The 25,351-nt window shown below is 48.4% G+C and carries 26 protein-coding genes; 25 read left to right on the top strand and 1 reads right to left on the bottom strand.

Going from position 1 to position 25,351, the window contains the following annotated elements; genetic code table 11:
• The first annotated feature begins 22 nt into the window (after positions 1-22).
• From DEH07_03230 to DEH07_03260, 7 genes are all read left to right on the top strand, one after another.
• Positions 23-1,180, top strand: a complete 1,158-nt coding sequence (locus DEH07_03230) for an acetyl-CoA acetyltransferase (GenBank protein ID HBY03552.1) — start codon at positions 23-25, stop codon at positions 1,178-1,180.
• A gap of 6 nt (positions 1,181-1,186) precedes the next feature.
• The gene (locus DEH07_03235) at positions 1,187-1,600 is read left to right on the top strand and encodes a DNA-binding protein (GenBank protein HBY03553.1); all 414 of its coding nucleotides are present in this window, start codon (positions 1,187-1,189) and stop codon (positions 1,598-1,600) included.
• A gap of 129 nt (positions 1,601-1,729) precedes the next feature.
• Complete coding sequence (gene oah, locus DEH07_03240) at positions 1,730-2,863, top strand: 6-oxocyclohex-1-ene-1-carbonyl-CoA hydratase (GenBank protein HBY03554.1); 1,134 nt, start codon at positions 1,730-1,732, stop codon at positions 2,861-2,863.
• Between the two features lie 67 nt (positions 2,864-2,930).
• Positions 2,931-3,731 (top strand): enoyl-CoA hydratase, encoded by an 801-nt coding sequence (locus DEH07_03245; GenBank protein HBY03555.1) that lies wholly within the window; start codon positions 2,931-2,933, stop codon positions 3,729-3,731.
• Between the two features lie 71 nt (positions 3,732-3,802).
• Positions 3,803-4,873 carry a 6-hydroxycyclohex-1-ene-1-carbonyl-CoA dehydrogenase gene (gene had, locus DEH07_03250; protein ID HBY03556.1) on the top strand — a complete coding sequence of 357 codons (1,071 nt, stop codon included), beginning with the start codon at positions 3,803-3,805 and terminating at the stop codon, positions 4,871-4,873.
• A gap of 97 nt (positions 4,874-4,970) precedes the next feature.
• On the top strand, positions 4,971-6,401 hold the full coding sequence (locus tag DEH07_03255) for a hypothetical protein (protein ID HBY03557.1): 1,431 nt from the start codon (positions 4,971-4,973) through the stop codon (positions 6,399-6,401).
• A 9-nt stretch (positions 6,402-6,410) separates the two neighbouring features.
• A complete protein-coding gene (locus DEH07_03260; GenBank protein ID HBY03558.1) occupies positions 6,411-7,103 on the top strand; it encodes an acetyl-CoA synthetase in 693 nt (230 codons plus the stop codon).
• 40 nt (positions 7,104-7,143) lie between these two features.
• Here DEH07_03260 and DEH07_03265 read toward each other — a convergent pair whose 3' ends face one another.
• Positions 7,144-8,556: an aspartate ammonia-lyase gene (locus DEH07_03265; protein HBY03559.1), complete on the bottom strand. Its 1,413-nt coding sequence runs from the start codon at positions 8,554-8,556 to the stop codon at positions 7,144-7,146.
• A 273-nt stretch (positions 8,557-8,829) separates the two neighbouring features.
• Here DEH07_03265 and DEH07_03270 point away from each other — a divergent pair, with 273 nt between their 5' ends.
• The 18 genes from DEH07_03270 to DEH07_03355 all read left to right on the top strand — a co-directional run bounded on the left by DEH07_03270 (position 8,830) and on the right by DEH07_03355 (position 25,134).
• Positions 8,830-10,050, top strand: coding sequence for a carnitine dehydratase (locus DEH07_03270; protein HBY03560.1), 1,221 nt, complete (start codon positions 8,830-8,832; stop codon positions 10,048-10,050).
• Positions 10,047-10,823, top strand: coding sequence for a hypothetical protein (locus DEH07_03275; protein ID HBY03561.1), 777 nt, complete (start codon positions 10,047-10,049; stop codon positions 10,821-10,823). The genes DEH07_03270 and DEH07_03275 overlap by 4 nt, the downstream gene beginning before the upstream one ends.
• Before the next feature lie 412 nt (positions 10,824-11,235).
• Positions 11,236-12,498, top strand: a complete 1,263-nt coding sequence (spoIVB, locus tag DEH07_03280) for a SpoIVB peptidase (protein ID HBY03562.1) — start codon at positions 11,236-11,238, stop codon at positions 12,496-12,498.
• A gap of 127 nt (positions 12,499-12,625) precedes the next feature.
• On the top strand, positions 12,626-13,399 hold the full coding sequence (gene spo0A, locus DEH07_03285) for a sporulation transcription factor Spo0A (protein ID HBY03563.1): 774 nt from the start codon (positions 12,626-12,628) through the stop codon (positions 13,397-13,399).
• 29 nt (positions 13,400-13,428) lie between these two features.
• The gene (locus DEH07_03290) at positions 13,429-14,547 is read left to right on the top strand and encodes a hypothetical protein (protein HBY03564.1); all 1,119 of its coding nucleotides are present in this window, start codon (positions 13,429-13,431) and stop codon (positions 14,545-14,547) included.
• Between the two features lie 2 nt (positions 14,548-14,549).
• Positions 14,550-15,425: a copper transporter gene (locus DEH07_03295; protein ID HBY03565.1), complete on the top strand. Its 876-nt coding sequence runs from the start codon at positions 14,550-14,552 to the stop codon at positions 15,423-15,425.
• A 3-nt stretch (positions 15,426-15,428) separates the two neighbouring features.
• Positions 15,429-16,124 carry a glycosyl transferase gene (locus DEH07_03300; protein ID HBY03566.1) on the top strand — a complete coding sequence of 232 codons (696 nt, stop codon included), beginning with the start codon at positions 15,429-15,431 and terminating at the stop codon, positions 16,122-16,124.
• The gene (locus tag DEH07_03305) at positions 16,118-16,954 is read left to right on the top strand and encodes a hypothetical protein (GenBank protein HBY03567.1); all 837 of its coding nucleotides are present in this window, start codon (positions 16,118-16,120) and stop codon (positions 16,952-16,954) included. Before DEH07_03300 ends, DEH07_03305 begins: the two co-directional genes overlap by 7 nt.
• The gene (locus tag DEH07_03310; GenBank protein HBY03568.1) at positions 16,951-18,045 is read left to right on the top strand and encodes a DUF3866 domain-containing protein; all 1,095 of its coding nucleotides are present in this window, start codon (positions 16,951-16,953) and stop codon (positions 18,043-18,045) included. Before DEH07_03305 ends, DEH07_03310 begins: the two co-directional genes overlap by 4 nt.
• Complete coding sequence (locus tag DEH07_03315) at positions 18,042-18,707, top strand: hypothetical protein (protein HBY03569.1); 666 nt, start codon at positions 18,042-18,044, stop codon at positions 18,705-18,707. The genes DEH07_03310 and DEH07_03315 overlap by 4 nt, the downstream gene beginning before the upstream one ends.
• Positions 18,708-18,976: 269 nt before the next feature.
• Positions 18,977-19,381 (top strand): hypothetical protein, encoded by a 405-nt coding sequence (locus tag DEH07_03320; GenBank protein HBY03570.1) that lies wholly within the window; start codon positions 18,977-18,979, stop codon positions 19,379-19,381.
• 42 nt (positions 19,382-19,423) lie between these two features.
• A complete protein-coding gene (locus DEH07_03325; GenBank protein HBY03571.1) occupies positions 19,424-19,699 on the top strand; it encodes a molybdopterin synthase sulfur carrier subunit in 276 nt (91 codons plus the stop codon).
• Between the two features lie 41 nt (positions 19,700-19,740).
• Complete coding sequence (locus DEH07_03330; GenBank protein HBY03572.1) at positions 19,741-20,265, top strand: hypothetical protein; 525 nt, start codon at positions 19,741-19,743, stop codon at positions 20,263-20,265.
• An 18-nt stretch (positions 20,266-20,283) separates the two neighbouring features.
• Positions 20,284-21,039, top strand: coding sequence for an adenylyltransferase (locus DEH07_03335; GenBank protein HBY03573.1), 756 nt, complete (start codon positions 20,284-20,286; stop codon positions 21,037-21,039).
• A gap of 115 nt (positions 21,040-21,154) precedes the next feature.
• Complete coding sequence (gene spoIIM / locus DEH07_03340; protein HBY03574.1) at positions 21,155-21,796, top strand: stage II sporulation protein M; 642 nt, start codon at positions 21,155-21,157, stop codon at positions 21,794-21,796.
• A gap of 94 nt (positions 21,797-21,890) precedes the next feature.
• Positions 21,891-23,006, top strand: coding sequence for a 4Fe-4S ferredoxin (locus DEH07_03345; GenBank protein HBY03575.1), 1,116 nt, complete (start codon positions 21,891-21,893; stop codon positions 23,004-23,006).
• 13 nt (positions 23,007-23,019) lie between these two features.
• Positions 23,020-23,916 carry a site-specific tyrosine recombinase XerD gene (gene xerD, locus DEH07_03350; GenBank protein ID HBY03576.1) on the top strand — a complete coding sequence of 299 codons (897 nt, stop codon included), beginning with the start codon at positions 23,020-23,022 and terminating at the stop codon, positions 23,914-23,916.
• Positions 23,917-23,940: 24 nt separating this feature from the next.
• Positions 23,941-25,134, top strand: a complete 1,194-nt coding sequence (locus DEH07_03355; GenBank protein ID HBY03577.1) for a phosphopentomutase — start codon at positions 23,941-23,943, stop codon at positions 25,132-25,134.
• The last annotated feature ends 217 nt before the right edge of the window (positions 25,135-25,351 follow it).

Here is a 25,351-nt window from a genome sequence, read left to right on the forward strand (position 1 = left end):
TGTACTTATAGGAGGTTTGACGATGCCTGATAAAGATGTGGCCGTTATTGGAGTAGGCCAGAGCGCTTTTGTGCGCGGTTATCCCGGTGGTATTCGGGAATTATGTTTTGAAGCCTACAGGGAAGCTATGCAGGATGCGGGGATTCCCTCGAAGGAAATCAAAGCTTTAATTGTTTGCTGCGCTCCCGAGTACGATAAGCAGCGCAGTCCCTCGAGCTTAATTAATGAGTACCTGGGGCTAAACCCGTCGCCTGCCTTTATGGTTGAATCCCTGTGTTCCTCAAGTACGACAGGGTTTGCTATCGCGTACTCATTTATCAAGAGCGGAGTTTACGATGTTGTTTGTGTCCTGGGATTCCAGAAGATGTCCGAAATCACCTCCCAGGATGTCCAGGAGCGCATGGGGCGCGGCGCCGACGTAATGTGGGAGTCTCCTTACGGGACATCCATGCCCGCATATTATGCCATGTACGCCCAGGCGCATTTTGCCAACTTTGGCACGAAGTCGGAGGATCTGGCCCTGGTCCGTGTTAAAGCGTCAACATACGGACAGTTAAATGAAAAGGCAGTCTACCGTAAGAAGGTCACTTTTGAGCAGGTGATGGAAGCGGGTCTTGTTTCCAGTCCCTTAAAAGTAATGGACTGCTGTGCAAATGCAGACGGATCCTCCTGTGTTATCTTAGCCTCGGCTGACAGGGCCAAGGAACTCAGCAAGAAGCCGGTTTGGGTTATGGGTGTCGGTTCAGCCAACGCGCCGATGAACCTGGCCAGCAGGGAACATATGAGGGGCCTGGATTGCGCGCGCATAGCCGGAGAAAAGGCCTACGCCATGGCCGGCGTAGGGCCGCAGGATATTGACGTGGCCGAAGTTCACGACTGCTTCACCATTGCGGAAATTCTGGCCTACGAGGCTCTTGGCTTTGCCAAACCAGGAGAAGGCCCTCAGCTGATCCGCGATAAAGAAACATATCTCGAAGGCAAAATTCCGGTTAACGTAGACGGCGGGCTGCTGTCCAAAGGGCATCCGATCGGCGCTACAGGCGGTTCGCAGCTAAGGACGATTGTCCTGCAGCTACGCGGAGAGGCGGGCGCCATCCAGGTGCCGAATGCTGAAATCGGCCTCGTTCACAATATCGGCGGTGTAGGTATCTACGGGAACGTTTTAATATTGGGGAGGTAGAACAACGTGGGGTTTGAAAAGTTTGGACGGAAGAGCTTTACCGCAATTACAAAAGTAGGCGAGTACGTCGATAAGCTGGAAAGTGGCGAAGTATTCACAACCCATTGCCCCAAGTGCGACAAGACCTATTTTCCTCCTAGGATGGATTGCCCGGGTTGCTTAAGCGGCTCTTTAGAATGGGTCAAGGTTCCTGACAAGGGCAAGCTGGTTACTTTTACAAACGTCAAATATGCCCCTACCGGCTTTGAGGGCGATCTGCCCTACCTGCTGGCGGTGGTGGATTTCGACGGCTTCAGGATGTTCGGGCGGCTGGTCAGTTCTATGCAGGGTACGGATATCAAAGTTGGCATGACCGTAAAACCGGTTGTGGTCAATTATGAAAACGGCCAGATAGCCCATGAGTTTGTAGCTGCCGAATAGAATATTTTGTTTGCCGTATAGCTGCACAATGGCAATTAGAAAAAGTTATTTACTATTGACATGCTTGTACACGGGATTTTATAATACAACCATATAAAATTTAAAAAATATAAGGGGGAGTAGTAGCTAATGGATATTAACAAATGGCCGCGCGAATCAGGCGCAAAAGACCACAATATCTTCACCGATCAATGGTTTGGTACCGAAGCGCCCTGTGTAATTTACGAGTTAAAGCCCATTATCGATCCGAAGGGCAACCCGGTAGAAGGCGTAAACAGCGCCTGGATAACCCTGAACAACCCTGCGCAGTTCAACTCCTACACCACGGAAATGGTCAAGGGAGTTATCGCCGGTTTCCATAAGGCTTCCATGGACCGCACGGTAGTTGCCGCGGTCTTCACGGCAGTCGGCAGCAACGCCTTCTGCACCGGCGGTAACACAAAGGAATATTCCGAGTATTATTCCATGACTCTAGAATACGGTCTATACATGGATCTCTTCAACGGTATGGTTGACGCCATCCTGAACTGCAAAAAGCCGGTTATCTGCAGGGTAAACGGCATGCGTGTGGCCGGCGGCCAGGAAATCGGCGGCGCCTGTGACCTGGCAGTATCCTCAGACATGGCTATCTTCGGTCAGGCCGGTCCGAGACACGGTTCCGCCCCGGTTGGCGGCGCATCAGACTTCCTGCCCTGGTACATTGGAGCTGAGCGGGGAATGTTTAGTTGTATTTCCTGCCAGATGATCAGCGCCTACAAGGCTGTTGACTGGGGTATGATCACCAAGGCCGTCCCCGTATTAAAGAAGGGCGACGAGTGGATTCCCAACCCCAACGTAATTACAGACAAGTACATCGACGGCGGCCAGATCGTCTACGGCGAAAACAAGACGGGCGCTGCTCTTGCCGAGGGAAGAGCTCTTGTCAAGGAATGTACGGTTGACTTCTCGCTCTTAGACGCCGAAGTCGACAAGTTGCTCTGGACCTTCACCAACCTCTTCCCCCACTGCCTGATGATGTCCATCGACGGTGTCCGGGCCAAGAAGAAGTTCTTCTGGGATCAGGCCAAGCTGCCCAACCGTCATTGGCTGTTAGCTAACATGATGGGCGAAGCTTACCTCGGATTCAACGCTTTCAATACCAAGAAACTCACCGGCAAAGATGTCATTGACTTCATCAAGTACAGACAGCTGGGTAATGAGGGACATCCGTTCGATCAGGAACTGGTCGACGCCGTTTTAGGTCCCCGTTTGGAAGGCAAATAGCGATAGTTAATGGGATACCAGGCGCTGATTTATGTCCAGTGCCTGGTATTCCTGGTTTATTCGGTGAATTTTAACTACTCCAGTTATAAGGGGTGAAATAATTTTGGCTTTTAAAACTCTTAAAGTCGGGAGTAAGAACGGTGTTATTACGATAACGCTTGCCCGCCCCCCGCTAAATGTTTTAACAATTCCCATGATGGAAGAAATGGTCGAGGCCTTTAAATGGGTAAAAGATGAGCCGGGCAGCATAGTAATCCTGGATGCCGAAGGAAAAGCATTCTCGGCGGGCGTAGATGTCGCCGACCATACCCCTGACAAGGTGGACAGCATGATCGACGTTTTTGACCGCCTTTTCCTGGCCATGGACGCAGTGGAAAAACCGATCGTTTGCCTGGTCAACGGCGCCGCGCTCGGCGGCGGCTGCGAAGTTGTCATTTTCTGCGACATGGTTATCGCATCGGAGAAAGCCAAACTCGGCCAGCCTGAAATCCAGGTTGGCGTGTTCCCGCCTGTCGCTTGTTTCGTGTTGCCCAAGCTTTGTTCCTGGCCGAGGGCCATGGATCTTCTCTTAAGCGGAGACGTAATCGGCGCCGAACAGGCCGAGAAGTTTGGTATAGTCAATAAAGTCCTTCCGGCGGATAATTTCAAAGAAAGCGCCATGGAATATTTAAAGAAGTTTACCGCGCTTAGCCCGGTTGTCCTGGCCATGACCAAAAAAGCCGCCAGGACCGGCATGGGGAAGGGTTTTGCAGAGGGCATCAAGGATATAGACCGCATTTATCTTAAGGAAATGATGGCCACCGCCGATGCGCAGGAAGGGCTAAAGGCCTTTATGGAAAAAAGGCGCCCAGTCTGGCAGGGCAAATAAACCGCAAAAAAGCGGTTGGCTTTGAGTTTTAAGTAGCAAAGATAAAAAAGTTATAAGGAGGAAATTACATAATGGGTGTACCTTCAAAGATTGACACATGGCAAATGATTGAACCCGGTAAATTACTGAAGACGAGCATTGACGTTCCGGAGCTGCAGCCGGACGAAGCGTTGGTGAAAGTCGCAGCCTGTGGTGTTTGTCACACTGACGTTGGCTATTTTTATGATGGCGTACCAACCGTCAACAAGCCCCCTCTGACCCTCGGACACGAGATCAGCGGCACGGTTGTTGCAGGACCAGATAATCTGGTTGGCAAGGAAGTTATCATTCCGGCAGTCATGCCCTGCAACAAATGCGCAATCTGCGCTTCCGGCAGGGGCAACCGCTGCCTGGCGCAGAAAATGCCCGGCAACAGTCTGGGTATGTACGGCGGCTTCTCCAGCCATATCCCCGTTCCCGCAGAGGACCTTTGCGTAGTCGAAGACAGAAAAGGCATGCCTTTGGAGTGGCTGGCAGTAGTAGCGGACGCGATTACCTCCCCCTACCAGGCTTTAATTAAAGCCGGTGTTAAGGAAGGGGACCTTGTAATGATAACCGGCGCAACGGGCGGAATCGGCGCCTACTTGACCCAGATTGCAGGCGCCATGGGCGCCAAGGCGGTAGTAGCCATTGCCCGCAACAAGGAAAAGCTGGAGCGTTCTTTAAGTTTCGGCGCAACTTGTGCAATCAGCACGCAGGACAAAGACATGAAGGCCATTACTGCAGAGTTTCGTGCTTACTGCAAAGAAAATGGTCTTCCTCCCAACGTAGGGTGGAAAATCTTCGAGTCCACCGGGACAAAGATCGGCCAGGAAATTGCCCTGAATTTCCTTTCCTTTGTGGGCAAAATGATGGTTGTCGGATTCGGCATGCATAAGGTTGAATACATGCTTTCCCGGTTGATGGCTTTTGACGCCGAAATCGAAGGGACATGGGGTTGCCTGCCCAAGTATTATCCCGAAGTCCTGAAAATGGTTCTGGATGGAAAAATCAAGGTTGAACCATTCGTAGACGTACGGCCGATGAGCCAGATCGCCGCCGGTTTCGAAGAAACCCACGCCGGCAAACTATTGAAGAGAGTTGTTTTAACTCCTGACTTCTAAAAATGGCTTGATAAAAAAAGGGGGTTTTGAAAAAAGCCCCCTTTTTTATTCGCAAAGAAATTACAATAATTCATCTAGTATAAAATAAAGCAATATTATGACTATTTGTTCAAATAATGCAGTTGTGAATGGAGGAAGCCGCATGAAAAAAGATCTTCATCCGCTTTTTTATCCCCGCAGCGCCGCTGTTTTAGGAGCAGTCGCCGACCCGGAAAAGGTCGGATTTAATATTTTTGAAAGTATAGTATACGGCGGGTTTAAGGGGCCCTTATATCCGATACATCCAAAACTCAAGAATATCCTGGGATATGACGTGTACCCCAGCCTGGATAAAGTCCCCGGCCCCGTTGATGTGGCGGTAATCGCGCTGAACCAGTTAAGCACTGTGAACGTTCTGGAGGAATGTGCACAGTGCGGAGTCAAAGGGATTCTCAGCATTGCAGGCGGGTTCGGGGAAGTGGGCGCCGAAGGAGTAAAACTTGAAAACAAACTTACTGAAAGAGCGAATGAACTCGGTATCCCCCTGATCGGCCCCAACACTCTCGGATTCATCAACGATGACGGAAATTTTTACGCCACCTTTTATCCCTTGAGGTTAATCAAGGGCGGGGTATCAATTATTTCTCAAAGTGGCGGCATGGGCCTGACAATCATGCAAAAAGCCCTCGACGAGATGATGGGTATGAATAAGTGGATCGGGGTCGGGAACCGGGCAGCGCTCGAGTTCTCCGACTATTTAACCTACCTGGGGGATGATCCTGCCACAAGGGTTATCGGTGTATTTATGGAGGGCTCCGAGGATGCTTTAAAATTTGTCAAACTGATCAGGGAAATCTGCCTGAAGAAACCTGTTGTTGTTTTTAAAGCTGGCCGGACAAAGGAATCGGACTACATGGCCATGACGCACACGGGCAGTTTGGCGGGACCATACAGACTTTACAAGGATATTTTAAAGCAAAACGGAGCGATAGTTGCTGATACAGTAGAAGAACTGGTCGCATGCTGTAAGGCTCTTTCACTTTCGCAGTTGCCGGAGGGAAAAAGAGTCGGAGTCTTAACTCATACGGCAGGACCAAGTATAGTGGCGGCCGACTACATGCTACAGCTAGGCTGTGAACTGCCAAAGTATGCGCCGGAAACATATCAAAAAGTCCGGGACGTTATCGGCCAAAACCCGCCTGTTGTCCTGAAAAACCCGTTGGATGCGGCAGGACTTGGGTTTCCTGCCCTCACATACGGCAGAATTGCCGATGCTGTCCTGGGTGATCCTTCGGTGGATATTATGATGGCTATCTATTGCCTGCATAAGAACTGGCGTTTTCCTTCACAGGAAATCATTGATGTGCGGAAAAAATGGAATAAGCCGGCCTTGGCCTATTACGTTTCCACTGTCGGGGATTCTGCTAAAGACAGGGAGATACTGCAAAAAGAAGGCGTTCCTTTATATATTAACGCAAGAGAGGCAGCCCGGGCAGTTTACGCATTATACGAGTACAAACAAATAATTTCCAGTCAGACCCAAGGATAAACGCAGGAGGTGTTTAAAGTGCAGGTAAAAGAAATTCTAGATAAGGTTAAATCTGACGGGAGAAAGCTGCTTTTCGAGGATGAGGTCAAACGGCTTCTTGCCATAAACGGAGTAGCGGTTACCCCCTGCGAGGTAGCGCATAATGAAGACCAGGCGGTCCAACTGGCCGAAAAGTTCGGCTACCCGGCAGTTCTTAAGATTCATTCTATTGCCTATACCCACAAATCAGATTGCGGAGGAGTAAAACTTAACCTGCCTGATGGAAACTCGGTCAGGGCGGCTTTTCGCGAAATCAGGGCGGCAGTCGCCGATCAGGAGCCGGAGATAAGCGTAACCGTACAGCCCATGGCAAGCGCCGGAACGGAAGTGATCATCGGCGTGACTACCGACAATCATTTTGGCAAGGTAATCATGTTCGGTCTTGGGGGAGTCTTTGCGGAAATTTTTGAAGACGTGACCTTTAGGTTGATTCCCATTACAAGGAAAGATGCCTTTGACATGCTTGGGTCAGTGAAGGGGAATATTCTCTTGGAAGGCTACAGGGGGAACCCCCCGGCGGATCGTGAGACACTGGTAGACGTGCTTTTAAAAGTATCCAAACTGATTGAGAAAAACGCAGAAATTAAGGAACTTGACCTCAACCCGGTAGTTGTTTATGAAAATGGCCTGCTTGTTTTAGACGGAAGGGGAACATTGCTTTAATAAGCAACTTCCCCTCTTTATGTTCAATATTTATTAACTGTTAGATTCTTTTAAAGCATTGTTCGTCAAAAAGTATCTGATCAAGTTCATCCTCAGTGTAAATTCCTTCGCTGAGGATTATTTCTCTTGGGGTGGTACCCATTTGCTTTGCCCGTGTGGCCAGTTCAGTGCACCTGGCATAACCGAGGTGAGGAACAAGAGCGGTCAAACCCCAGTTTTTCCAGCTTGCTACCATTTGATCCCGGCAGGCCTTTTCGTTTGCTGTAATACCCCGGATACATCTTGATGCGAATAAATGATCAGCTTTTTCCAGAATCGATATTGATTCAAACAAGCCATGGGAAAGAAGGGGCAGGAAGGCGTTTAATTCAAGGCGGCCGCGGCGGATAACCTCGCAAACGACATAATCGTTGGCAATAACCCTCATGGCTACCTGCTCGACCATCTCCGCAATTACCGGGTTGACCTTGCCGGGCATGATTGATGAACCGGCTTGGACTTCCGGCAGCATTATTTCAGCAATTCCGGCCCGCGGCCCTGAATTCAGCATCATCAGGTCGCTTGTGATTTTGGATAGGTTTGCGGCATGTATCTTCAACATGCCGGATACTAGCGCAAAGGAGTCAAGGTTCTGGGTTGCGTCAATCAAATTACCCGCCGGGACAAGCCCGAGGCCGGTATTTTTATTAATCCTTTCCACCGCCATGCGTCCAAATCCCTTGGGCGCCGTTATTCCGGTGCCGATTGCTGTTCCTCCCAGATTTACGCGGTTTAAAGCGTCCTCGCATTCCAAGAACCTTGCCCTGTCCCGTTTAATAACTGCGGCATAGGCGCTGAATTCATCCCCAAGGGTTAAAGGGACCGCTTCCTGGTGCTGTGTTCTGCCCATTTTCAGGATGCCTTCGAATTCCCTGCTCTTGTCCTGAAGCGCATTAATCAACTCTGTAACAGCTATCGGCAGGTTGCGGAAAAGGACAATCATTGCAATTCTGATTGCTGTAGGAATAGTGTCGTTAGTTGACTGGTGTAAGTTTACATGATCGTTGGGATGAATAATCTGATAATTTCCTTTTTCTTCTCCTAATATTTCTAGAGCGCGGTTGGCAATAACTTCGTTGGTGTTCATATTTGTCGAAGTTCCGGCCCCGCCCTGAAATACATCAACAAGAAACTGATCAAGCAGGCTTCCATTGATGATATCATCACTGGCCTGTATTATCGCTTCGCCAATCTTTCTATCCAAATAACCCAGTTTCATGTTTACTTGAGCGCAGGCCTTTTTTACATGACAGATGGCGCGAACAAATTCAGGATGAAGCCTGTATCCGGAAACGGCAAAATTTTCCTGGGCGCGTAAAGTATAAACTCCCCAGTAAACATCATTTGGCACTCTCCTTTTACCAATAAGATCATGTTCAATTCTTTTTGCATTTTCTTTTTCAGGGCTGTTCATCTTACCCACCTCTTTAAATTCTTCAGTTGGCAGCTAAATAATATAAAAATCAGAAAGTATTGTCAATGTTTATTATAATTGAAAGTTCAAACATTATTGCCGCTTCTTTATAGCAACTTGATATATTTGGAAAGAAAATATTTGAATTCTTGACAGGAGTGAAACGTTATGTTATCCTACATAAAGAAAATATGGTTATTTATTTAGTTATATAATCAGAAATAGAACTTCTAATTAGACAAAAATATTTGACAAAAGCGGAGGGGATTATGTTTGGCGGCCAAACCATTGGATGGCGTTCGCGTACTTGACTTAACACGTATACTGTCAGGCCCTTACTGTACAGCCATTCTGGCCAACCTGGGAGCAGAGGTTATTAAGATAGAAATCCCCGGCAAGGGGGACGACAGCCGTGCTTTTACTCCTTATGTTCACGGTGAAAGCGCCTATTTCATGAGCTACAACAACCAGAAGAAAAGCATCACTCTAGATCTGAAAAAAGAACAGGGCAAAGAAATTTTCCTTGAAATGGTCAAACACAGCGACGTAGTAGTTGAAAACTTTCGAACAGGAATTATGGAGAAGCTGGATATTGGCTTTGAAAAAATGTCTGGAATCAATCCCAATATAATACATGCATCTCTCTCGGGGTTTGGAAGCACAGGCCCTTTCAAGGAAAGAGCGGCATATGATATTATTGTGCAGGCAATTGGAGGCGTAATGAGCCTGACTGGTCCTGAGGGAGGAGAACCTCTGCGTTCCGGAATCTCCATTGGTGATATTGGCGCAGGTCTTTATACGGCCATCGGTGTAATTGCAGCCCTTTATGGCCGTGAAAGAGGCCAGGGCGGCCAACAGGTTGATGTGGCCATGCTTGACTGTTTGGTGGCTTTTATGGGGAACTACCTCAGTCAATATAAAGTTACTAACAAAATCCCCTTAAGGATTGGCAACAAACACCATTCGCTGGCTCCCTTTGCTTCTTATAAAACCTCTGATTCTACAATTGTTATGGCTGCAGGAAACGACAAACTGTTTTCCATGTTGTGCAAATGTCTGGGAAGGGAAGACTTAATCACTGACCCGCGTTTTGCCACGAACATACTGCGTGTCCAGAATAAATATGATTTGGATGAGATACTCGGGAATATTTTTCTTACAAATACAAGCGTTTACTGGGTAAGGCTGTTTGAAGAGAAAGGAATTCCCTGCGGCCGCGTCAATACTGTCAAAGAACTAATTGAACACCCTTATATGTGGGGACAGGATATGGTTTTGGAAGTTGAACACCCGGTTGCCGGAAAATTTTTAACGGCCGGTTTTCCGATTAAGTTTTCCAAAACACTCTGCCGGATTGAAAAGCCGGCCCCGGTTCTAGGCCAGCATACCAGGGAAGTTCTTTCTGAAATGCTGGGGATGACGGATGACGAAATGCGGTCACTGGCAGAAAGCGGTGTCATTGGAACTATGGAAACGCCGGTTGAAAAAGAATGAGCAGGCTTACCATTTACCCGTTAGATCTCGGGGACGCCGTTGTTGATCAAGGTATGTCCATGGAAAAAGAGGGAATGGGCGTTCCCTGGAAAGCCAAGTTACTCTGTTATTATATTGAAGGAGCCGAAAAAAAGATCCTGGTTGATCCAGGCGTGTCGGATCAGGAGCACGCAGACATGTGGCATGACGAAACGAACTGCCGGGTAACTCCGGGCCAGTCTATGGCCGCTCTGGAGAAAATAGGTGCTAAACCCGAGGAAATAGACATTATTCTGCTTACACATCTTCACTGGGATCATGCCTACCACCTGGACAAATACAAAAACGCTGAAATTTATGTGGCGAAAGAGGAACTGACCTATGCGCTGATGCCTCTGCCGCCTCATTATTTTTATTACGAGCATTGGAATATCGGCCTGACACCCTGGTATACAAAATCTATTCCCAGGATGAGGACTATTGACCTGGTTCCACATAAAATTGTTGATCAGGTCATCATGGTTCCAACGCCTGGACATACTCCGGGGAGTATGTCTGTTGTTGTAGAAACAGAAAACGGCCCTTATATCATCTGCGGCGATGCTGTGATGGTTCAGGATAATCTGACGGGAAATCCCGTAAAACGCACACCCTATACAATGACGGGCCATTTCATGGATTGCCAGGCGACCTGGAGAAGCATCGCTTTCATTTCTAATATAGTAAAAGCAGACAAAACCCGCGTCTTGGCCACCCACGATCCAGCCGCTCTTTCCAAGTCAAGGTATCCTTAAAATCCTGTACTTAAGGCATTGAGTTCCCTTTGCTAATGATTTTCAAAATAAAACAAACGATTTTTCTTGTTTTTTCTTCTTCAATAAGTCAATTATTTAAATAAGTCAAGCCTGACCCCAATTGACACAATTGTTAAATAATAACTCCCGTAAAACGGGATTTTTTTGTTTTTACGGGAGTTTATTTTTTTTAAATTAATAAGAATGCAGTCAAAATAGCGCTATAGCTGTAAATAACGGTACATTTAGGCAGTATATTAGCTATTTATAAAGGTTAACTTAAGAATGCGCAAAATATTTAGTTGTTTTAATGTATATCTCTGGTTTTTAAGATTATTTTTGTGATTGCTGGCAAAGAGGAATAATAAAGGAGGGGTGCTGCCTGAAACCAAATTATCTCAAAAATTTTCTCATGCTGTTTGTTGTTCTGCTTTTATATACGGCAGCGGTAAAGGACTTGGCGTTGCTTCCGGTAAAACAAAACATTAATGTAGGGGATCCTCTGCTGCCTCAGTTGGCCGGCTACAAATATGGCCGAAACCCTGCGATGCAGGTCTACAGCAGTGAAAACAATGAAAAATTGTTTTTGCAAAGCGGTATTCCGGTAGCTTCGAGTTCCGGCCCAATTAAGATGAAGATAAAATTGTTCGGTTTAATACCCTTCCGGCAGGTTTCAGTCAATGTGGTAGATCCGGTAAAAGTTATGGTCGGGGGGCATTCGATAGGGATCTTCCTGCATTCTGAAGGAGTCATAGTAGCAGGTTACACGCCCATAGGGGGCTCGCGGGGATTTAAATATAACCCTGCCGAAAAAGCAGGTATTTTACCGGGCGATGTAATAGTTAAAATAAATGGGAAGGAAGTAAGAAACGACAAGCTTTTGCAGGATGAGATTGATAATTTGGGAAATAAAAAGACTCTGATCAACCTCGAAGTAAAACGGGGAAAACGAGACATGAGGATCTCCCTTTCACCATTATACTGCAGGGAAACAGGAAGGTACAGGATAGGCTTGTTTGTTCGCAACAGCGCCGCCGGGATGGGTACGCTTACCTTCTATGAGCCAAAGACAAACAAATACGGGGCACTGGGACATATGGTCACGGATGCGGATACAAGCAAAAAGATTAATCTCACCGAAGGCCAGATAACAAATGCCGTAGTTCAGGGAGTTTATCCGGGAAAAGCAGGTAAACCCGGGGAAAAAGTAGGATTTTACAGGGGCAAGCCCGAACTGCTCGGGGAAATAACCAAAAATACCAGCGTCGGCATCTTTGGAAAGCTTAGGAAACCGCCGGACAAGTTCTTCTATAAAGAACCCTTGCCTGTGGCTATGTGTTATGAAATAAAGGAAGGCCCGGCGCAGATTCTGACAGTTCTTAAAGGGGATAAAATAGAATGTTTTAACATTGAAATTCAAAAAATTATTTTACACAACAGGGCGGGCGGAAAGGGACTGGTTATCAGGGTCACTGATGAAAAGTTAATCAGCAAAACAGGCGGCATTGTCCAGGGTATGAGCGGAAGCCCGATAATCCAAAACGGAAAATTTATAGGCGCCGTGACTCACGTTTTTATCAATGATCCCAAACGAGGTTTTGGCGTGCCGGCTGAATGGATGCTCCGTGAAGCCGGCTTTTTCCTTTTAAATAGCGATTTGCAGAAGCCTGCCTGATCTCAAATGAGAGATATTGTAATATAAAAGTACATTTTAAAACCCTGCAGGAGTTTTAAAGTTCGCCGTCGAATCAAATGGATATAAATACCTGGGGGAAAAAAGAAAAGGAGGCCGCGTAAAAAGTATGAGTAACAAGAAAGTCAAAGTACTTATCGCTGATGATAACAAGGAATTTTGCGAGCTACTGAAAAGCTACATGAATCAGCAAGAAGATTTCATACTTACCGGAATTGCATACAACGGGCTCGAGACACTTCACCAAATTGAGGAGCAAAGTCCGGATGTAGTTGTTTTAGATGTCATAATGCCTCACCTTGATGGAATCGGCGTATTAGAAAAACTGGCTGCCGGTGGGGCTTCAAATACGAAACCGAAGGTAATCATTCTTACAGCGTTTGGCCAGGAGGCATTTACCCAGCGGGCTATGGAACTTGGAGCGGATTACTACCTGCTTAAACCCTTTGATTTTTTAGTTCTGGCCACACGTATTCGCCAGTTAGCAGGCGGGCTTAATTTATCCCAGTACATCTCCACGGTCAAACCAAGAAATCTTGATATCGCCGTGACAAATATTATTCATGAAATGGGTGTCCCTGCGCATATAAAGGGGTATCATTATTTAAGAGACGCAATCTTGATGGTGATTAACGAAATTAACTTACTTGGCGCAATTACAAAGGAATTATACCCCATGATCGCACAGAAATACCAGACAACTCCCAGCAGGGTTGAAAGAGCCATCCGGCATGCGATAGAACTTTCCTGGGATCGCGGAAATGTAGAAATGATGACCAAATTTTTTGGATACACTATTAATCTGGAAAGAGGCAAACCAACCAATTCTGAATTTATTGCCATGATAGCCGACAAATTGAGGATTGAATCCAAAGCAAGTTAGCTCCTGGCATAAATTTTTGGGGTGTTGCAATGTACATTAAGGGTACAGCTAGAGTTGACCGCCGGACAAAAGACCTGGTCAAACGTCTGATGCCTGGTGAAATTGCAATAATTAATCATAGCGACTTGGATAATTTGGCCGCTCAATCTTTAGTAGCTGCACGGCCAAAAGCCGTTATCAACGCCGCTTCTTCGATAACCGGTTATTACCCGAATCCGGGACCGCTTTTACTTGTCCAGTCGGGTCTATCGCTACTGGATGCAGCCGGCGAGAATGTTATGGGTGTTGAGGAAGGCCAGGTTATTGAAATAATTGACAATGACATATATGCTGACGGGAAATATATAGGAAACAGCAAGTCTCTGGAAATCGAAGACATCCGGGAGAAAATGGCCCAGGCAAATCTAAATATGAACAAAGTATTTTCCAATTTCGTGGAGAATACGATCGAGCACGCCAAAAACGAGTTGGGAATGGTCGCCGGCGAGTATAATATCCCTACGATAAGCACTGTTTTAAAGGGCAAACACGTTTTAGTGGTGGTGCGCGGACAAAATTATAAAGAAGACCTGGAGGCCGTCAGGTCATATATCCGTGAGGTTAAACCCGTCCTGATCGGTGTGGACGGGGGGGCGGACGCACTCTGGGAGTTTGGCTATAAGCCGGACATTATTATCGGAGATATGGACAGCGTCAGTAACGATACCCTCTTTTCCGGGGCGGAACTGATCGTGCACGCCTATCCAAACGGGCGGGCGCCCGGCCTTGAAAGAATCAAAAACCTTGGTCTGCCGGCCAGGACTTTCGCTATTCCGGGAACGAGCGAGGACATAGCCATGCTTTTAGCTTACGAGCAAAGGGCCGAGCTCATTGTGGCGGTAGGAACACATTCCAGTGTTGAAGAATTTTTAGAAAAGGGCCGTCACGGAATGGCAAGCACACTTTTAGTCAGAATGAAAATCGGCTCAATTTTAGTCGATGCCAAGGGAGTCAGTAAATTATACAGGGGACGGATAAAAGCCCGTTACCTCGCTCAAATAGTTTTGGCGGCATTGCTGCCTTTGGGTGTCATCGTATTTGTTTCACCCGTTACGAGGGAACTGTTGCGCCTTGTTTACCTGCAGTTTAAACTGTTCCTGGGGATTTAGCAATGATTATTGATTTCAGATACCATATTGCTTCCCTGGTAGCGGTTTTTTTAGCTCTGGGGCTGGGAATACTGGTTGGTGGGATTTTCTTAAAAAGCGATATTGTAGTCAGCAGGCAGAAGGAGCTTACTGACCGGCTTGAGGTTCAAATAGAACAGCTGCGCAAAAAAAATGAGATGGTGGAAAACGAATTATCCTCGCTCAAGTTAAATTATAAAGCTCAGGGAGATTTTGAAAAACAGGTTCTGCCTCTTCTGGTCAAAGGACGCCTTCAGGGGTACAAGTTGGCCATTATTGAAACTAACAATTACAGTTTTTCGAACAACATAATTGAGGCCGTCCAGCTTTCCGGCGCAGAGGTGTCGTCGGTAACCACTTTAATCGGGGATCTGAACGAACCGGCTAATAAAGAACTGCTTAAAGGGCAAAAGGGTTGGGGGAACTTAAACGAGAATCAGCTGGCTGCCCGCCTGGCCGGCGCCATTGTCGGGGGGCTGCTTGGAGCCGGCAATCCTGAAGAGATTGATTCCCTTGTGAAAGCAGGATTGTTAAAAGTATCCGGAGAGTATGGAAAACCATTAAACGGAGTAATTATTGCCGGCGGCAGCCAGGAACACGAGATTGATAAAAACAGTTCGGTCGACCTTTTGATGATCGATCTGCTGCTGGCCGGGCAGATACCGGTTTACGGAGTTGAAGAAACTACAACTGCTTATTCATATATGAAAGAATACCAAAAAAAGAGAATCAGCACTGTGGACGATATTGATACCGTTTCCGGACAGGCTGCTCTTGTTATGGCCATAGCAGGCCAAGCGGGTCATTACGGAATAAAGCCGACTGCGCAAAAGTTAGTTCCGGCGTTGAGCTTGGAGTAAAGGATGCCGTCAGGTAAAACAGTTGAGGTTTTAATCCCTGCATACAATGAGGAAGAAAGGATTTCGGATACTGTCAGCGCAATCCTTGATCTGCCTGAAATTAACGGAGTCCTTGTAATAGACGATGGTTCGGCTGATGACACAGCAATAAAAGCCCGCCTTGCCGGGGCTAATGTTATATCTTTGCCTGCCAATTCAGGCAAAGGAGAGGCCTTAAACTGTGGGATAAAGGAACTGACAGCGGAAATCATCGTTTTTTTAGACGCCGACCTTGGTTCAAGCGCAGCCGAGGCAAAACGTTTGATTGACCCTGTAATGAACGATATCGCCGATATGACCATTGCCCGTTTTCCAAAAAGTAAGCGTAAAGGCGGCTTCGGTTTGGTAAAAGGGCTGGCCAGGGAAGGCATCAGGCGCCATACGGGTTTGGTGATGGAATCTCCGCTGTCCGGACAGCGTGCAATGACACGGCAGGTGGCGGAAAAAACAGCGCCTTTTGCGGCGGGATTTGGTGTCGAGGTCAGTATGACGATCACTGCTGCAAAACAGGGTTTCAGGATACTTGAAGTGCCTGTGAACATGCGCCATAATGAAACAGGCCAGAACTGGAAAGGGTTTATGCACCGCGGGAAGCAGTTCTGGCATGTAGCCCTGGTACTGGCAGGCATCGGCCGGCGAAAAAGAGGCGCAGAATGTTGACGGCTTCCTTATATTGGGCATACTTGTCCTCATTTTTAACCGGCGTTATATTTACCTGTTTGCTTTTGCCAGTTTTACTCAAAATGATTTGCAAAGCAGGATTTTTAAGGCCCAACTATTCGGGTCAGAGTATTCCCGCCGCTGCGGGATTAATTTTTTTTCTAATCAGCCCGTTTATTGCTTTTATGTACCTGTTATTGTTTAATAACACTAAGGACGCACTGATCTACTTTATAATTGTAACTTCTTTCGCCTTCCTTGGTTTTATTGACGATGTCTGGGGCTCCAGGGAAGTGGGCGGTCTGGCGGGGCATTTTAAAGTTTTGCTTTTTAAAAAAGAGCTTAATACCGGCGCCTTGAAAGCCCTGGGCGGCGCTGTGGTTTCACTGCTGGCGGCCCTGACGTTTGATTTTTCATGGTGGGCGTTTGCTTACGCCCTGGTTATTGCGATGTCCGCCAACACGATCAACCTTTTAGATCTAAGACCGGGCAGGGCGGGCAAGGGATTTATCCTAATCGCGGCTTTTCTGCTTGCGCTGGGCTGGAAGCAGGATAACCTGTTTTTTTTAATTGCCCTGTTTGGCGGACTGCTTGCCTATCTTAATACAGATCTCAAGGCAAAAGCGATGTTGGGTGATTCGGGATCCAATGCCCTGGGAGCGGTACTGGGGATAACCGCGATGTGGGTACTGGATAAACCCGCCCTGCTGGGTTATTTGCTAGTCCTGGCGGTGTTTCATCTTTTATCTGAAAGGTATTCAATAACAAAAATAATTTCAGACAACCGTTTGCTTAATTACCTTGACCGATTGGGGCGTTGCGACAGGTGATCCGGATACGTTCGGGCACAGTAAAAAAAATTCTTCGGGTAAGGCCGGGAATTTGTGAATTGACAGTCGAAGTCGAAGGAAGACTGGAACGGGCGGTCAACTATCAGGACCTGACCGGACCGGTTCAGCCCGGAGACCTGGTTGTTTTAAACACAACGGCGGTTTCCAGGGGGCTGGGTACGGGCGGAACCCACTTTGTCATGGCTGTTTCGGGTTGCGCCAATAAAGACGCCGCCGGGGACGGCCATATCATGAAAGTCCGTTACACGCCCTCCCAGGTAAAAGTTTTATCAATAGAGGAAAAAGAACACCCCCTGAATTACCTTTTCAGAAAAACTGCGTCACTTGGCGGAACTCCCGTAATTATCTGCTCTTTGCACAGCATGCTCGGGCCGATAGCGGCTGTAGTCGCCAGACTTTGCGGGGACAGAGTTAAGCTTGTCTACATGATGACTGACGGGGCTTCCCTGCCTATCGCCTTTAGCCGCCAGGTAACTGATCTTAAAGAAAAAGGCCTGCTGTCCTCCACTGTTACCTGCGGACATGCCTTCGGGGGAGATATCGAGGCTGTAAATATATACAGCGGCCTATTGGCGGCAAAAGCAGCCGGAGCGGACATAATCATTGCTTCGATGGGACCCGGCATAGTGGGGACCGAATCCGAGTTCGGCCATACCGGTCTTGAACAGGGGGAACTGGTTAATGCGGCGGGAGTGCTGGGCGGCCGTGCCGTGGCTGTGCCGCGGGTCAGTTTTGCGGATCCGAGGGAAAGGCACAAGGGCTTGAGCCACCATACCCGGACAGCGCTGGGAAAAGTTGCGCTCGTCCCGTGTGTTGTTCCGTTTGCGGAGGCTGAAGAAGAAAAGAAAGCGTTTATAACCAGGCAGATAGCTGAGAGCGGCATTCAGGATATGCACAGTGTGGTCTTCCTGGACGCCTCCATAACAATGCGGGCCGTCGCAGATTTCGGCCTGGCAGTAAGCACAATGGGACGCAACCAGGAGAAGGACCCGGAATTTTTTCTGACCGCCGGGGCTGCCGGTGTATATGCGGCTTCCTTAATAAACAATTCGAGAGGCGCTGACTTATGATTATAACCGCCGCGGCGGATGCAAGCGGCTCTGCAAAGGCCGCCGGTTTGGGACAGGTGGTAGTTATTGTGGACGTAATTGATATGTCCACGACGTTGGAGGCAATGCTTGACGAGGGGGCGCTGGCTGTTTTCGGCGCCGCTCCTGACGCGGCACGGGCGCCTGTACCCTTGGATCCTGCCGGAGTCGGCCTTAAAGCGGGCAGACTGGCCTGTGCCTCAAATACGGGTGTAGTTTTGGTTGCGGAGCCGCGTGTAGGTTCTGATACCGAAAGGCTGTCCGGCATTCAAAAGGTACTGGGAGGAATCAGGGAAAGCGGGGCCGCAGTTGAGGCGGTGCTGCCGAACCTGGGAGCAGAAACGGTAAAATTAGCGGAGATCAAAGGGCGCGTAGTTATAGCCGCAACCAGCAGCGGCGGGGTGGCCTTTGATGCCGCCGTAGCAGCGGGCTCACCTTCAGTTATAACTGGTACAATTGCCCGCACAGCTAAAAAAAGGGGGATTTTCCCCGCTGCGGCTGCGGCCGATCGGGCCCTGAAAGCTGCCCTGGAATTTAAAACGGATATTGCCATAATAGCTTCCAGCAGCAACTCGCTGGAGGATGTTCTCGCAACGGGCTATATTTATAACTTGCTACTTGGAATGACAAGAGATATAATCTAATTTAAGAACATAATAGTCTAAATGTTTTACCAATTCATAATAGGGCAACTTAATGATTATAATAGAAAATATTCAGGTAGGCATGGCTCAAGGAAAACGGCTTTTTCAAAAGCGCACGACTTGCGTAGCGCCTGTAGCAGCAACCACGAAGCGAGGCTAATCGGACAACGGTGCGAAACCAGCAGCGCAGCTGCCTTTGCAGCACCGTTAGTCCGATCCGTAACGAGCCTTACTGCTGTCGGCGCGGAGCATCGGAGTGAGCGTTGATAATGCCGTTTTCCCATAGGGTATTGGTTTCTTACCTGCTAATTTATGAACTGGCTAAAAAATTGGACCCCTACGTGGAAAGAAAGATGATTCCCTGCATAAAGTTTGGCAGGGCCCCTGTTGAAAGACTCCAAATGAAGGAATGCGTGCTTTGCGTTTACTGTGACGGCAGGCAGAGGGACGAGGTCTGGGAAATTCTTAAAGAACACAGGGTCGAATTGAGGGCCTGGGCTTATGAGAGAGAGACCATGGAAAAGTGGTCGCCTGGCGGTTACCTTCTGGAGAGGTGGATTTCCTCGCATGGACTTGATGAAGAAGAAGCAGAAAAAGTCAGGGATGGTTCAAGGGCAAGGTTTGAGAAGATGTTTAAGGACGAAAACGCTGTTTTCAGAGGGGTTGAGCAATAAAGCTTCAAATCATGAAAAATACTAAGAAAGAAGGTATAGAGAATGAGCATCGTGATAAGATTTCCCGCATCAATGGGGAGCTTTACACAGAACAATAAAACAGTTGAATGTGAAGCTGAAAGCGTATCGGACTGTCTGCAGAAACTGGATAATCTCTTCCCAGGCTTCAAGGAAAAACTGTGCGATGCGCAGGGCAAACCACTGGACAGTTTTAACGTTTACGTCAACGGGGAAAATATTGCCTATCTTCAGGGTGTCGAAACCAAATTGAATAATGGCGATGAAATGGCAATTATTCCCGCAGCTGCGGCAGGTTAAAAACATTATTAAAAATATTTTCAGGAAAAGGGTGGTATTTGATGATTATTAACAAACCTGATTCCCATTTTATTTTTGTTTTTCATTCCAATCACGTAAATGGACGGTACAATTATATAAATTACAAGGGTAAAGATCTGACCAATAAGGAATACCTGAAACACTGGGGAAAATTTGTTTCATTCGGAAGCCCGAAAGAGATTGACGCCCTGGCAAGGGCGCTGGACACTTACGTGGAACAGAAGATAATTCCATGCATCAAGTATGACCGTACGCCGGTTACAAACCTTGGTCTTACAGAATGTGTGATTTGTGTTTACTGCGACGACAGGCAGAGGGATGATGTTTGGGCGATCATAAAAGAGCATGGCATTATGATCAAAGCCTGGGTCTATGAGAGGGAGACCGTGGAAAAATGGTCGCCCGGCGGAGCGCTTCTTGAAAAGTGGATCGCCTCACATAACCTGGATGAGTTCCAAGCTGATCAGGTCAGGGAAGGGGCCCGTCAGAAGTTTGCTGAAATGTTCAAGTACCCGGAGCTGACTTTCAGAGGCATTGAACAATAGCGTCAGGGGGATAAAAGCATGTCTGAAACCGGTCCAATCTTAAGAGAAGAAGAAATGCAAAGATATAAAAGACAACTTCTTTTACCGGAGGTGGGCCTGGAAGGGCAAAAGAGAATTAAAGCGGCCGGGATCATGATCATGGGCGCCGGCGGGCTTGGCTCTCCGGTTGCTTATTATCTGGCCGCAGCCGGTGTTGGGAAAATAACTGTCGTGGATGACGATCAGCTGGAAATAAGCAACTTAAACCGTCAAATCCTGCACAATTCGGACCGGATCGGAATGTATAAGGCCGAATCGGCTAAGCGGACAATATCGTCCTTAAACCCCGCTGTTGAAGTGAAGGTTTTCTGCGAAAGGCTGATTTCTGAAAACGCAGTGGAATTGATCGATGAAAGCGACCTGGTTGTAGACTGCACGGATAATTTTTCAACACGGTTTATCCTGAATGAAGCCTGCTTAAGAATAAAAAAACCTCTCTTTTACGGCGCGGTCACTGGTATGGAGGGGCAGGTAATGACAATTCTGCCCGGAGAAGGGCCGTGCTACCGCTGTCTTTACCCGGAAGAACCCCGGAACATGGCCAAACCCGCGCCGGTGATCGGTGTTCTGCCTGGGATTATTGGACTGATTCAGGCCACTCAGGTCCTGAAATATATTCTTGGACAGGGGGATTTGCTGGCCGGCAGGCTACTGGTCTATAACGCCTTGGCCATGGAATTATACAGCCTGCCCATTAAAAAAAGCCCCCGCTGCCCTGCTTGCGGCAGTAAATAAATACAGGGGGACGGTTTTACTTAAATACTTGCAATTAATATTTTTTAAGAGGGTTATAAAACTGGTCCCTCCGCAATAAAGTGTCAGTGGACATGTTTTTGGGGAGGGAACAAAAATGTGGAAAGCCTGGACAGTCTTCTGGAGGAACTGCTGGAAACAGAATTGGCCGCAATACCTGCTTGTGCTGGCGGTTTTCCTGGCCGGCGCCGTGTTCGGGGTTTTTGGCGTCAACCATCTTTCCGTTGGACAGTTTGAGGAACTCAGCAAACATATCCAGGCGTACGCAGCTCAGGCAGATCAGCTGTCAGCCATTCCAGCCGGCGCCGCAGGAGGCAAAATCTTTACAGACATCCTTGTCATAATCCTGCTGTATATTTTTGGCCTTTCCTTCGTCGGAATTCCTTTTGTCCTGGCCCTGATCTTTGTACGCGGTTTTATTCTCGGTTTTGCGATCTCTTTTTTAACCCAGAGCATGGCCGTGAACGGTCTTCTTTTAGCCGCCGTTACCATTCTTCCCCAGAATCTGCTTTACCTGCCTGCCCTTCTTTTCGGCGGGACAGCCGCTTTGTCTTTTGCCCTGCTTTCACTGCGCCGTTATACAAATTTCAGGATCAAACTGCTCAGCTGCCTGGTCGGTTATACAGCGATCATGACAGTTGTTCTGGCTGTCGCCATTTGCGCCGGCATTGTTGAGATTTACTTCACGCCCTGGCTGACCGGAGTCAGCTCCGGATTAATTGAAACGCCTGTTTTGTAACAGAATATACTCTAACCGGCCTTTAATTAAAGGAAAACTTATCTATTTGTAGAAATAGCTATTAAAATTAAAAAGACCGGGAGGATATGAGAAAATGGTTCCGGTTTACTTTACTGATTTAAGGGCCAGGCACAGTGAAAATCTTTTTGATAAACTTGCCAAACTATTTAAAAAGGCAGGGTTTGAGGAGTTGATTTCGAAAAAGGACCTGGTTGCCGTAAAGCTCCATTTCGGGGAGAAAGGCAACACGGGCTACCTCAATCCGCTTTTTGTCCGCAATATAGTTGATCAGGTTAAAAAACTGGGCGGAAAACCCTTTCTTACCGATACAAACACACTTTACGCGGGCAGCAGGGAAAATTCTATTGATCACCTGCAGACCGCAATCGAAAATGGATTTGCCTACGCGGTAACAGCCGCGTCCCTGATTATTGCCGACGGCCTGAACGGCAAGGATTACATTAGCGTGCCGGTCAATCTGAAATACTTCAAAGAAGTAAAAATAGGTTCGGCTATTTACCATGCTGACGTTCTGCTCATGCTCAGCCATTTCAAAGGCCATATGCTGTGCGGTTTTGGCGGTGTTTTAAAAAACCTGGGGATGGGCTGCGGTTCACGGGCAGGAAAACTGGCCATGCATTCCGATATTTCACCGCTGGTAAGGAGCGAAAGATGCACCGGCTGCGGCCAGTGCGCTTCCTGGTGCCCGGGAGAGGCGATTACCCTGAAAGATTCGAAAGAAAACAAAAAAACGGCGGTTATAGACAAAAAGAAATGTATAGGCTGCGGGGAATGTATCATAACCTGCCGGTCGCGGGCGATTGACGTCAACTGGAAAACAGAGCCCAGTGTGATTCAGGAAAAGATCGTCGAATACGCAGCCGGGGCGCTGAAAAACAAGCAGGGCAAGGCCGGGTTCATCAACTTCGTGATTAATGTTACCCCGGACTGCGATTGTACAAGCTGGACGGATGCGTCAATAGTCCGGGACATAGGCATCCTGGCTTCAACAGATCCGGTGGCCCTGGACACGGCCTGTGTCGATTTGGTCAACCAGGAAAAAGCCCTGCCCGGTTCGGTTCTTGGCGGAAAGGAAGATGTCCGGGATAAGTTCCGCGCCGTTTACCCGGAGATCAATTGGCAGTACCAGCTGGATTACGCTGAATGGATTGGGCTGGGAACAAGGAATTACGAACTGGTCAGAATTTAACAGGTGATCCCATTTGGAAATATTAATCGAAAACTTTCTGAACTACCTTTTAATCGAAAGAGGCTTGTCGGAGAATACGCTTGTTTCTTACCGCTTCGACCTGCAGCTTTTTGATCTTTTCTGCAAAAAACACAATCGTGACCCGCTGGGGGAAAATAACCGCCAGGCGGTGATTCATTACCTCCTGGGGCAAAAAAAATTGGGACTGGCGCATGCTACCATTTCACGACGGCTTTCTGCACTGAGGAGGTTTTACCGTTTTCTGTTAACCGAAAACCTGCTTTTGACCGATCCGACGGCAAACCTTGAATCAACCGGTTCTCCCCAGCGGCTGCCCCGTTTTCTGACCAATGCGGAAGTGGATACGCTGCTCGCCCAGCCACGTGGCGTTAAGCCTGTCGGCGTAAGGGACAAGGCCATGCTCGAGCTTCTTTATGCCACGGGGATCCGGGTCTCGGAGCTGGTTTCCCTGGACATGGACAGAGTAAATTTAACCCATCGCTTTATTATTTGTTTCGGAAAGGGCGCCCGCGAAAGGATGGTACCCTTCGGGAGCGCCGCCCATCAAAGTCTTACCGAATATCTTTACGGGAGCAGGTCAAAACTGGCCAGGGGAAAGCTGACCTCAGCTTTTTTCCTTAACGGACGGGGAGACAGGATGACAAGGCAGGGCTTCTGGAAAATTATCAAAAAGTATGCCAGGCAGGGCAGCATAAACAAGGAAGTCACACCGCACACCCTGCGCCATTCATTTGCCACCCACCTGCTGGAAAACGGGGCGGATTTGAGATCGGTGCAGGAACTCCTCGGACATGCGGATATCAGCACCACCCAGATCTATACCCATGTGACCAGGGCAAGATTAAAAGAAATTTATGACAGGGTTCATCCCAGGGCGTACTATGAATAAACCAGCTTTTAGGAGGCGGACTCTATGGCAGAAAAAATAAGCAGGGTGACTCTGGTTGTTTTAGACAGCGCCGGGGTGGGCGCCCTGCCTGACGCGGACAAATACGGCGACGAGGGAAGCAATACTTTCCTTCACTGCGCCAGGGAAGCGGGCGGCCTGTATCTGCCCAACCTGGCCAGGCTTGGCCTGGGCAATATACTAGACCTTCCCGGGATTCCTCCGGCTGCGCAGCCTGCAGGGGCTTTCGGCAAAATGGCTGAACTCTCGCCGGGAAAGGACACTACCACAGGGCACTGGGAAATTGCCGGGCTTATTCTGGACAAGCCTTTTCCCCTCTACCCCGATGGGTTTCCTCCCGAAGTGATCAGCGCGTTTGAGGAGCGGATCGGGCGGCCGTCACTGGGCAACAAACCTGCTTCCGGAACTGTAATTATTGAGGAACTGGGCCCGGAGCACATGCATACGGGTTATCCTATAGTCTACACGTCGGCGGACAGCGTTTTTCAGATCGCCGCCCACGAAGAGATAATCCCGCTGGAAGAGTTATACCGGATGTGCGGCATTGCCAGGAAACTGCTTTGCGGTGAGCACGCCGTGGGCAGGGTTATCGCGCGGCCTTTCATCGGCCGGCCAGGAAGTTTTCACCGGACTGCAGGCCGCCATGACTACTCGCTGGCCCCTACCGGGCCTACTCTGCTGGATATGCTGGTCGAAAGGGGTCTGGCCGTTCTGGCGGTCGGCAAGATCGAGGATATCTTTGCCGGAAAGGGCATCACCAGGGCTGTGCATACGGTAAACAACATGGACGGGATTGACCAGACCATCAAGATGATGCAGGGGAGCGAGCGGGGCCTGATCTTCACAAACCTGGTCGACTTTGACATGGTTTACGGGCACCGTAATGATGTCCGCGGGTATGCGGACGCGCTCGAAGCTTTTGACAGGCGGCTTCCGGAAATCATCAGCAGCTTGCGGGATGACGAAGTTCTGATTATCACGGCTGACCACGGCTGCGACCCGACCACCCCGGGAACCGACCATACACGTGAGTATGTTCCCCTGCTGGCAGCCGGGGCGCCTGTTCTGCCGGGGATTAGCCTGGGCACGAGGGAAACTTTTGCCGATCTTGCTGCTTCCGTCGCAGAAATGTTCGGATTCGGCATGCCTTCGGGCAGAAGCTTTGCAGGGCAGATCTTAAGAAGCGAGCATCAATCATGATTAATTCGTTTAAGCCGCCGTATTCAACGTTCGCTAAATGCTTCGTGCCGGCGCCGCCAATCGGCTTGCTTCGGACAGGGCCAGACGATGCTGCAAAGGCGGCAAGAAAGGCAACAGATGAAGAAATATTTTTATATGGGACTACTTCTTACACTATTCTAGAAATAAATCTGTGTTAGGGAGGTCAACTGCCTACGTGCTCATGTTCGCCTCTTAT

This window comes from Desulfotomaculum sp., from assembly GCA_003513005.1.
GTDB lineage: Bacteria > Bacillota > Desulfotomaculia > Desulfotomaculales > Nap2-2B > 46-80.

Coding starts and splice junctions, on each gene's coding strand:
- DEH07_03290 (HBY03564.1), top strand. CDS start 13,429: ATGTACATTAAGGGTACAGCTAGAGTTGACCGCCGGACAAAAGACCTG.
- oah (HBY03554.1), top strand. CDS start 1,730: ATGGATATTAACAAATGGCCGCGCGAATCAGGCGCAAAAGACCACAAT.
- DEH07_03265 (HBY03559.1), bottom strand. CDS start 8,556: ATGAACAGCCCTGAAAAAGAAAATGCAAAAAGAATTGAACATGATCTT.
- DEH07_03355 (HBY03577.1), top strand. CDS start 23,941: ATGGCAGAAAAAATAAGCAGGGTGACTCTGGTTGTTTTAGACAGCGCC.
- DEH07_03330 (HBY03572.1), top strand. CDS start 19,741: ATGATTATTAACAAACCTGATTCCCATTTTATTTTTGTTTTTCATTCC.
- DEH07_03255 (HBY03557.1), top strand. CDS start 4,971: ATGACTATTTGTTCAAATAATGCAGTTGTGAATGGAGGAAGCCGCATG.
- DEH07_03295 (HBY03565.1), top strand. CDS start 14,550: ATGATTATTGATTTCAGATACCATATTGCTTCCCTGGTAGCGGTTTTT.
- DEH07_03315 (HBY03569.1), top strand. CDS start 18,042: ATGATTATAACCGCCGCGGCGGATGCAAGCGGCTCTGCAAAGGCCGCC.
- spoIVB (HBY03562.1), top strand. CDS start 11,236: ATGCTGTTTGTTGTTCTGCTTTTATATACGGCAGCGGTAAAGGACTTG.
- spo0A (HBY03563.1), top strand. CDS start 12,626: ATGAGTAACAAGAAAGTCAAAGTACTTATCGCTGATGATAACAAGGAA.
- DEH07_03305 (HBY03567.1), top strand. CDS start 16,118: ATGTTGACGGCTTCCTTATATTGGGCATACTTGTCCTCATTTTTAACC.
- spoIIM (HBY03574.1), top strand. CDS start 21,155: ATGTGGAAAGCCTGGACAGTCTTCTGGAGGAACTGCTGGAAACAGAAT.
- DEH07_03300 (HBY03566.1), top strand. CDS start 15,429: ATGCCGTCAGGTAAAACAGTTGAGGTTTTAATCCCTGCATACAATGAG.
- DEH07_03320 (HBY03570.1), top strand. CDS start 18,977: ATGCCGTTTTCCCATAGGGTATTGGTTTCTTACCTGCTAATTTATGAA.
- DEH07_03230 (HBY03552.1), top strand. CDS start 23: ATGCCTGATAAAGATGTGGCCGTTATTGGAGTAGGCCAGAGCGCTTTT.
- DEH07_03345 (HBY03575.1), top strand. CDS start 21,891: ATGGTTCCGGTTTACTTTACTGATTTAAGGGCCAGGCACAGTGAAAAT.
- DEH07_03335 (HBY03573.1), top strand. CDS start 20,284: ATGTCTGAAACCGGTCCAATCTTAAGAGAAGAAGAAATGCAAAGATAT.
- had (HBY03556.1), top strand. CDS start 3,803: ATGGGTGTACCTTCAAAGATTGACACATGGCAAATGATTGAACCCGGT.
- DEH07_03325 (HBY03571.1), top strand. CDS start 19,424: ATGAGCATCGTGATAAGATTTCCCGCATCAATGGGGAGCTTTACACAG.
- DEH07_03275 (HBY03561.1), top strand. CDS start 10,047: ATGAGCAGGCTTACCATTTACCCGTTAGATCTCGGGGACGCCGTTGTT.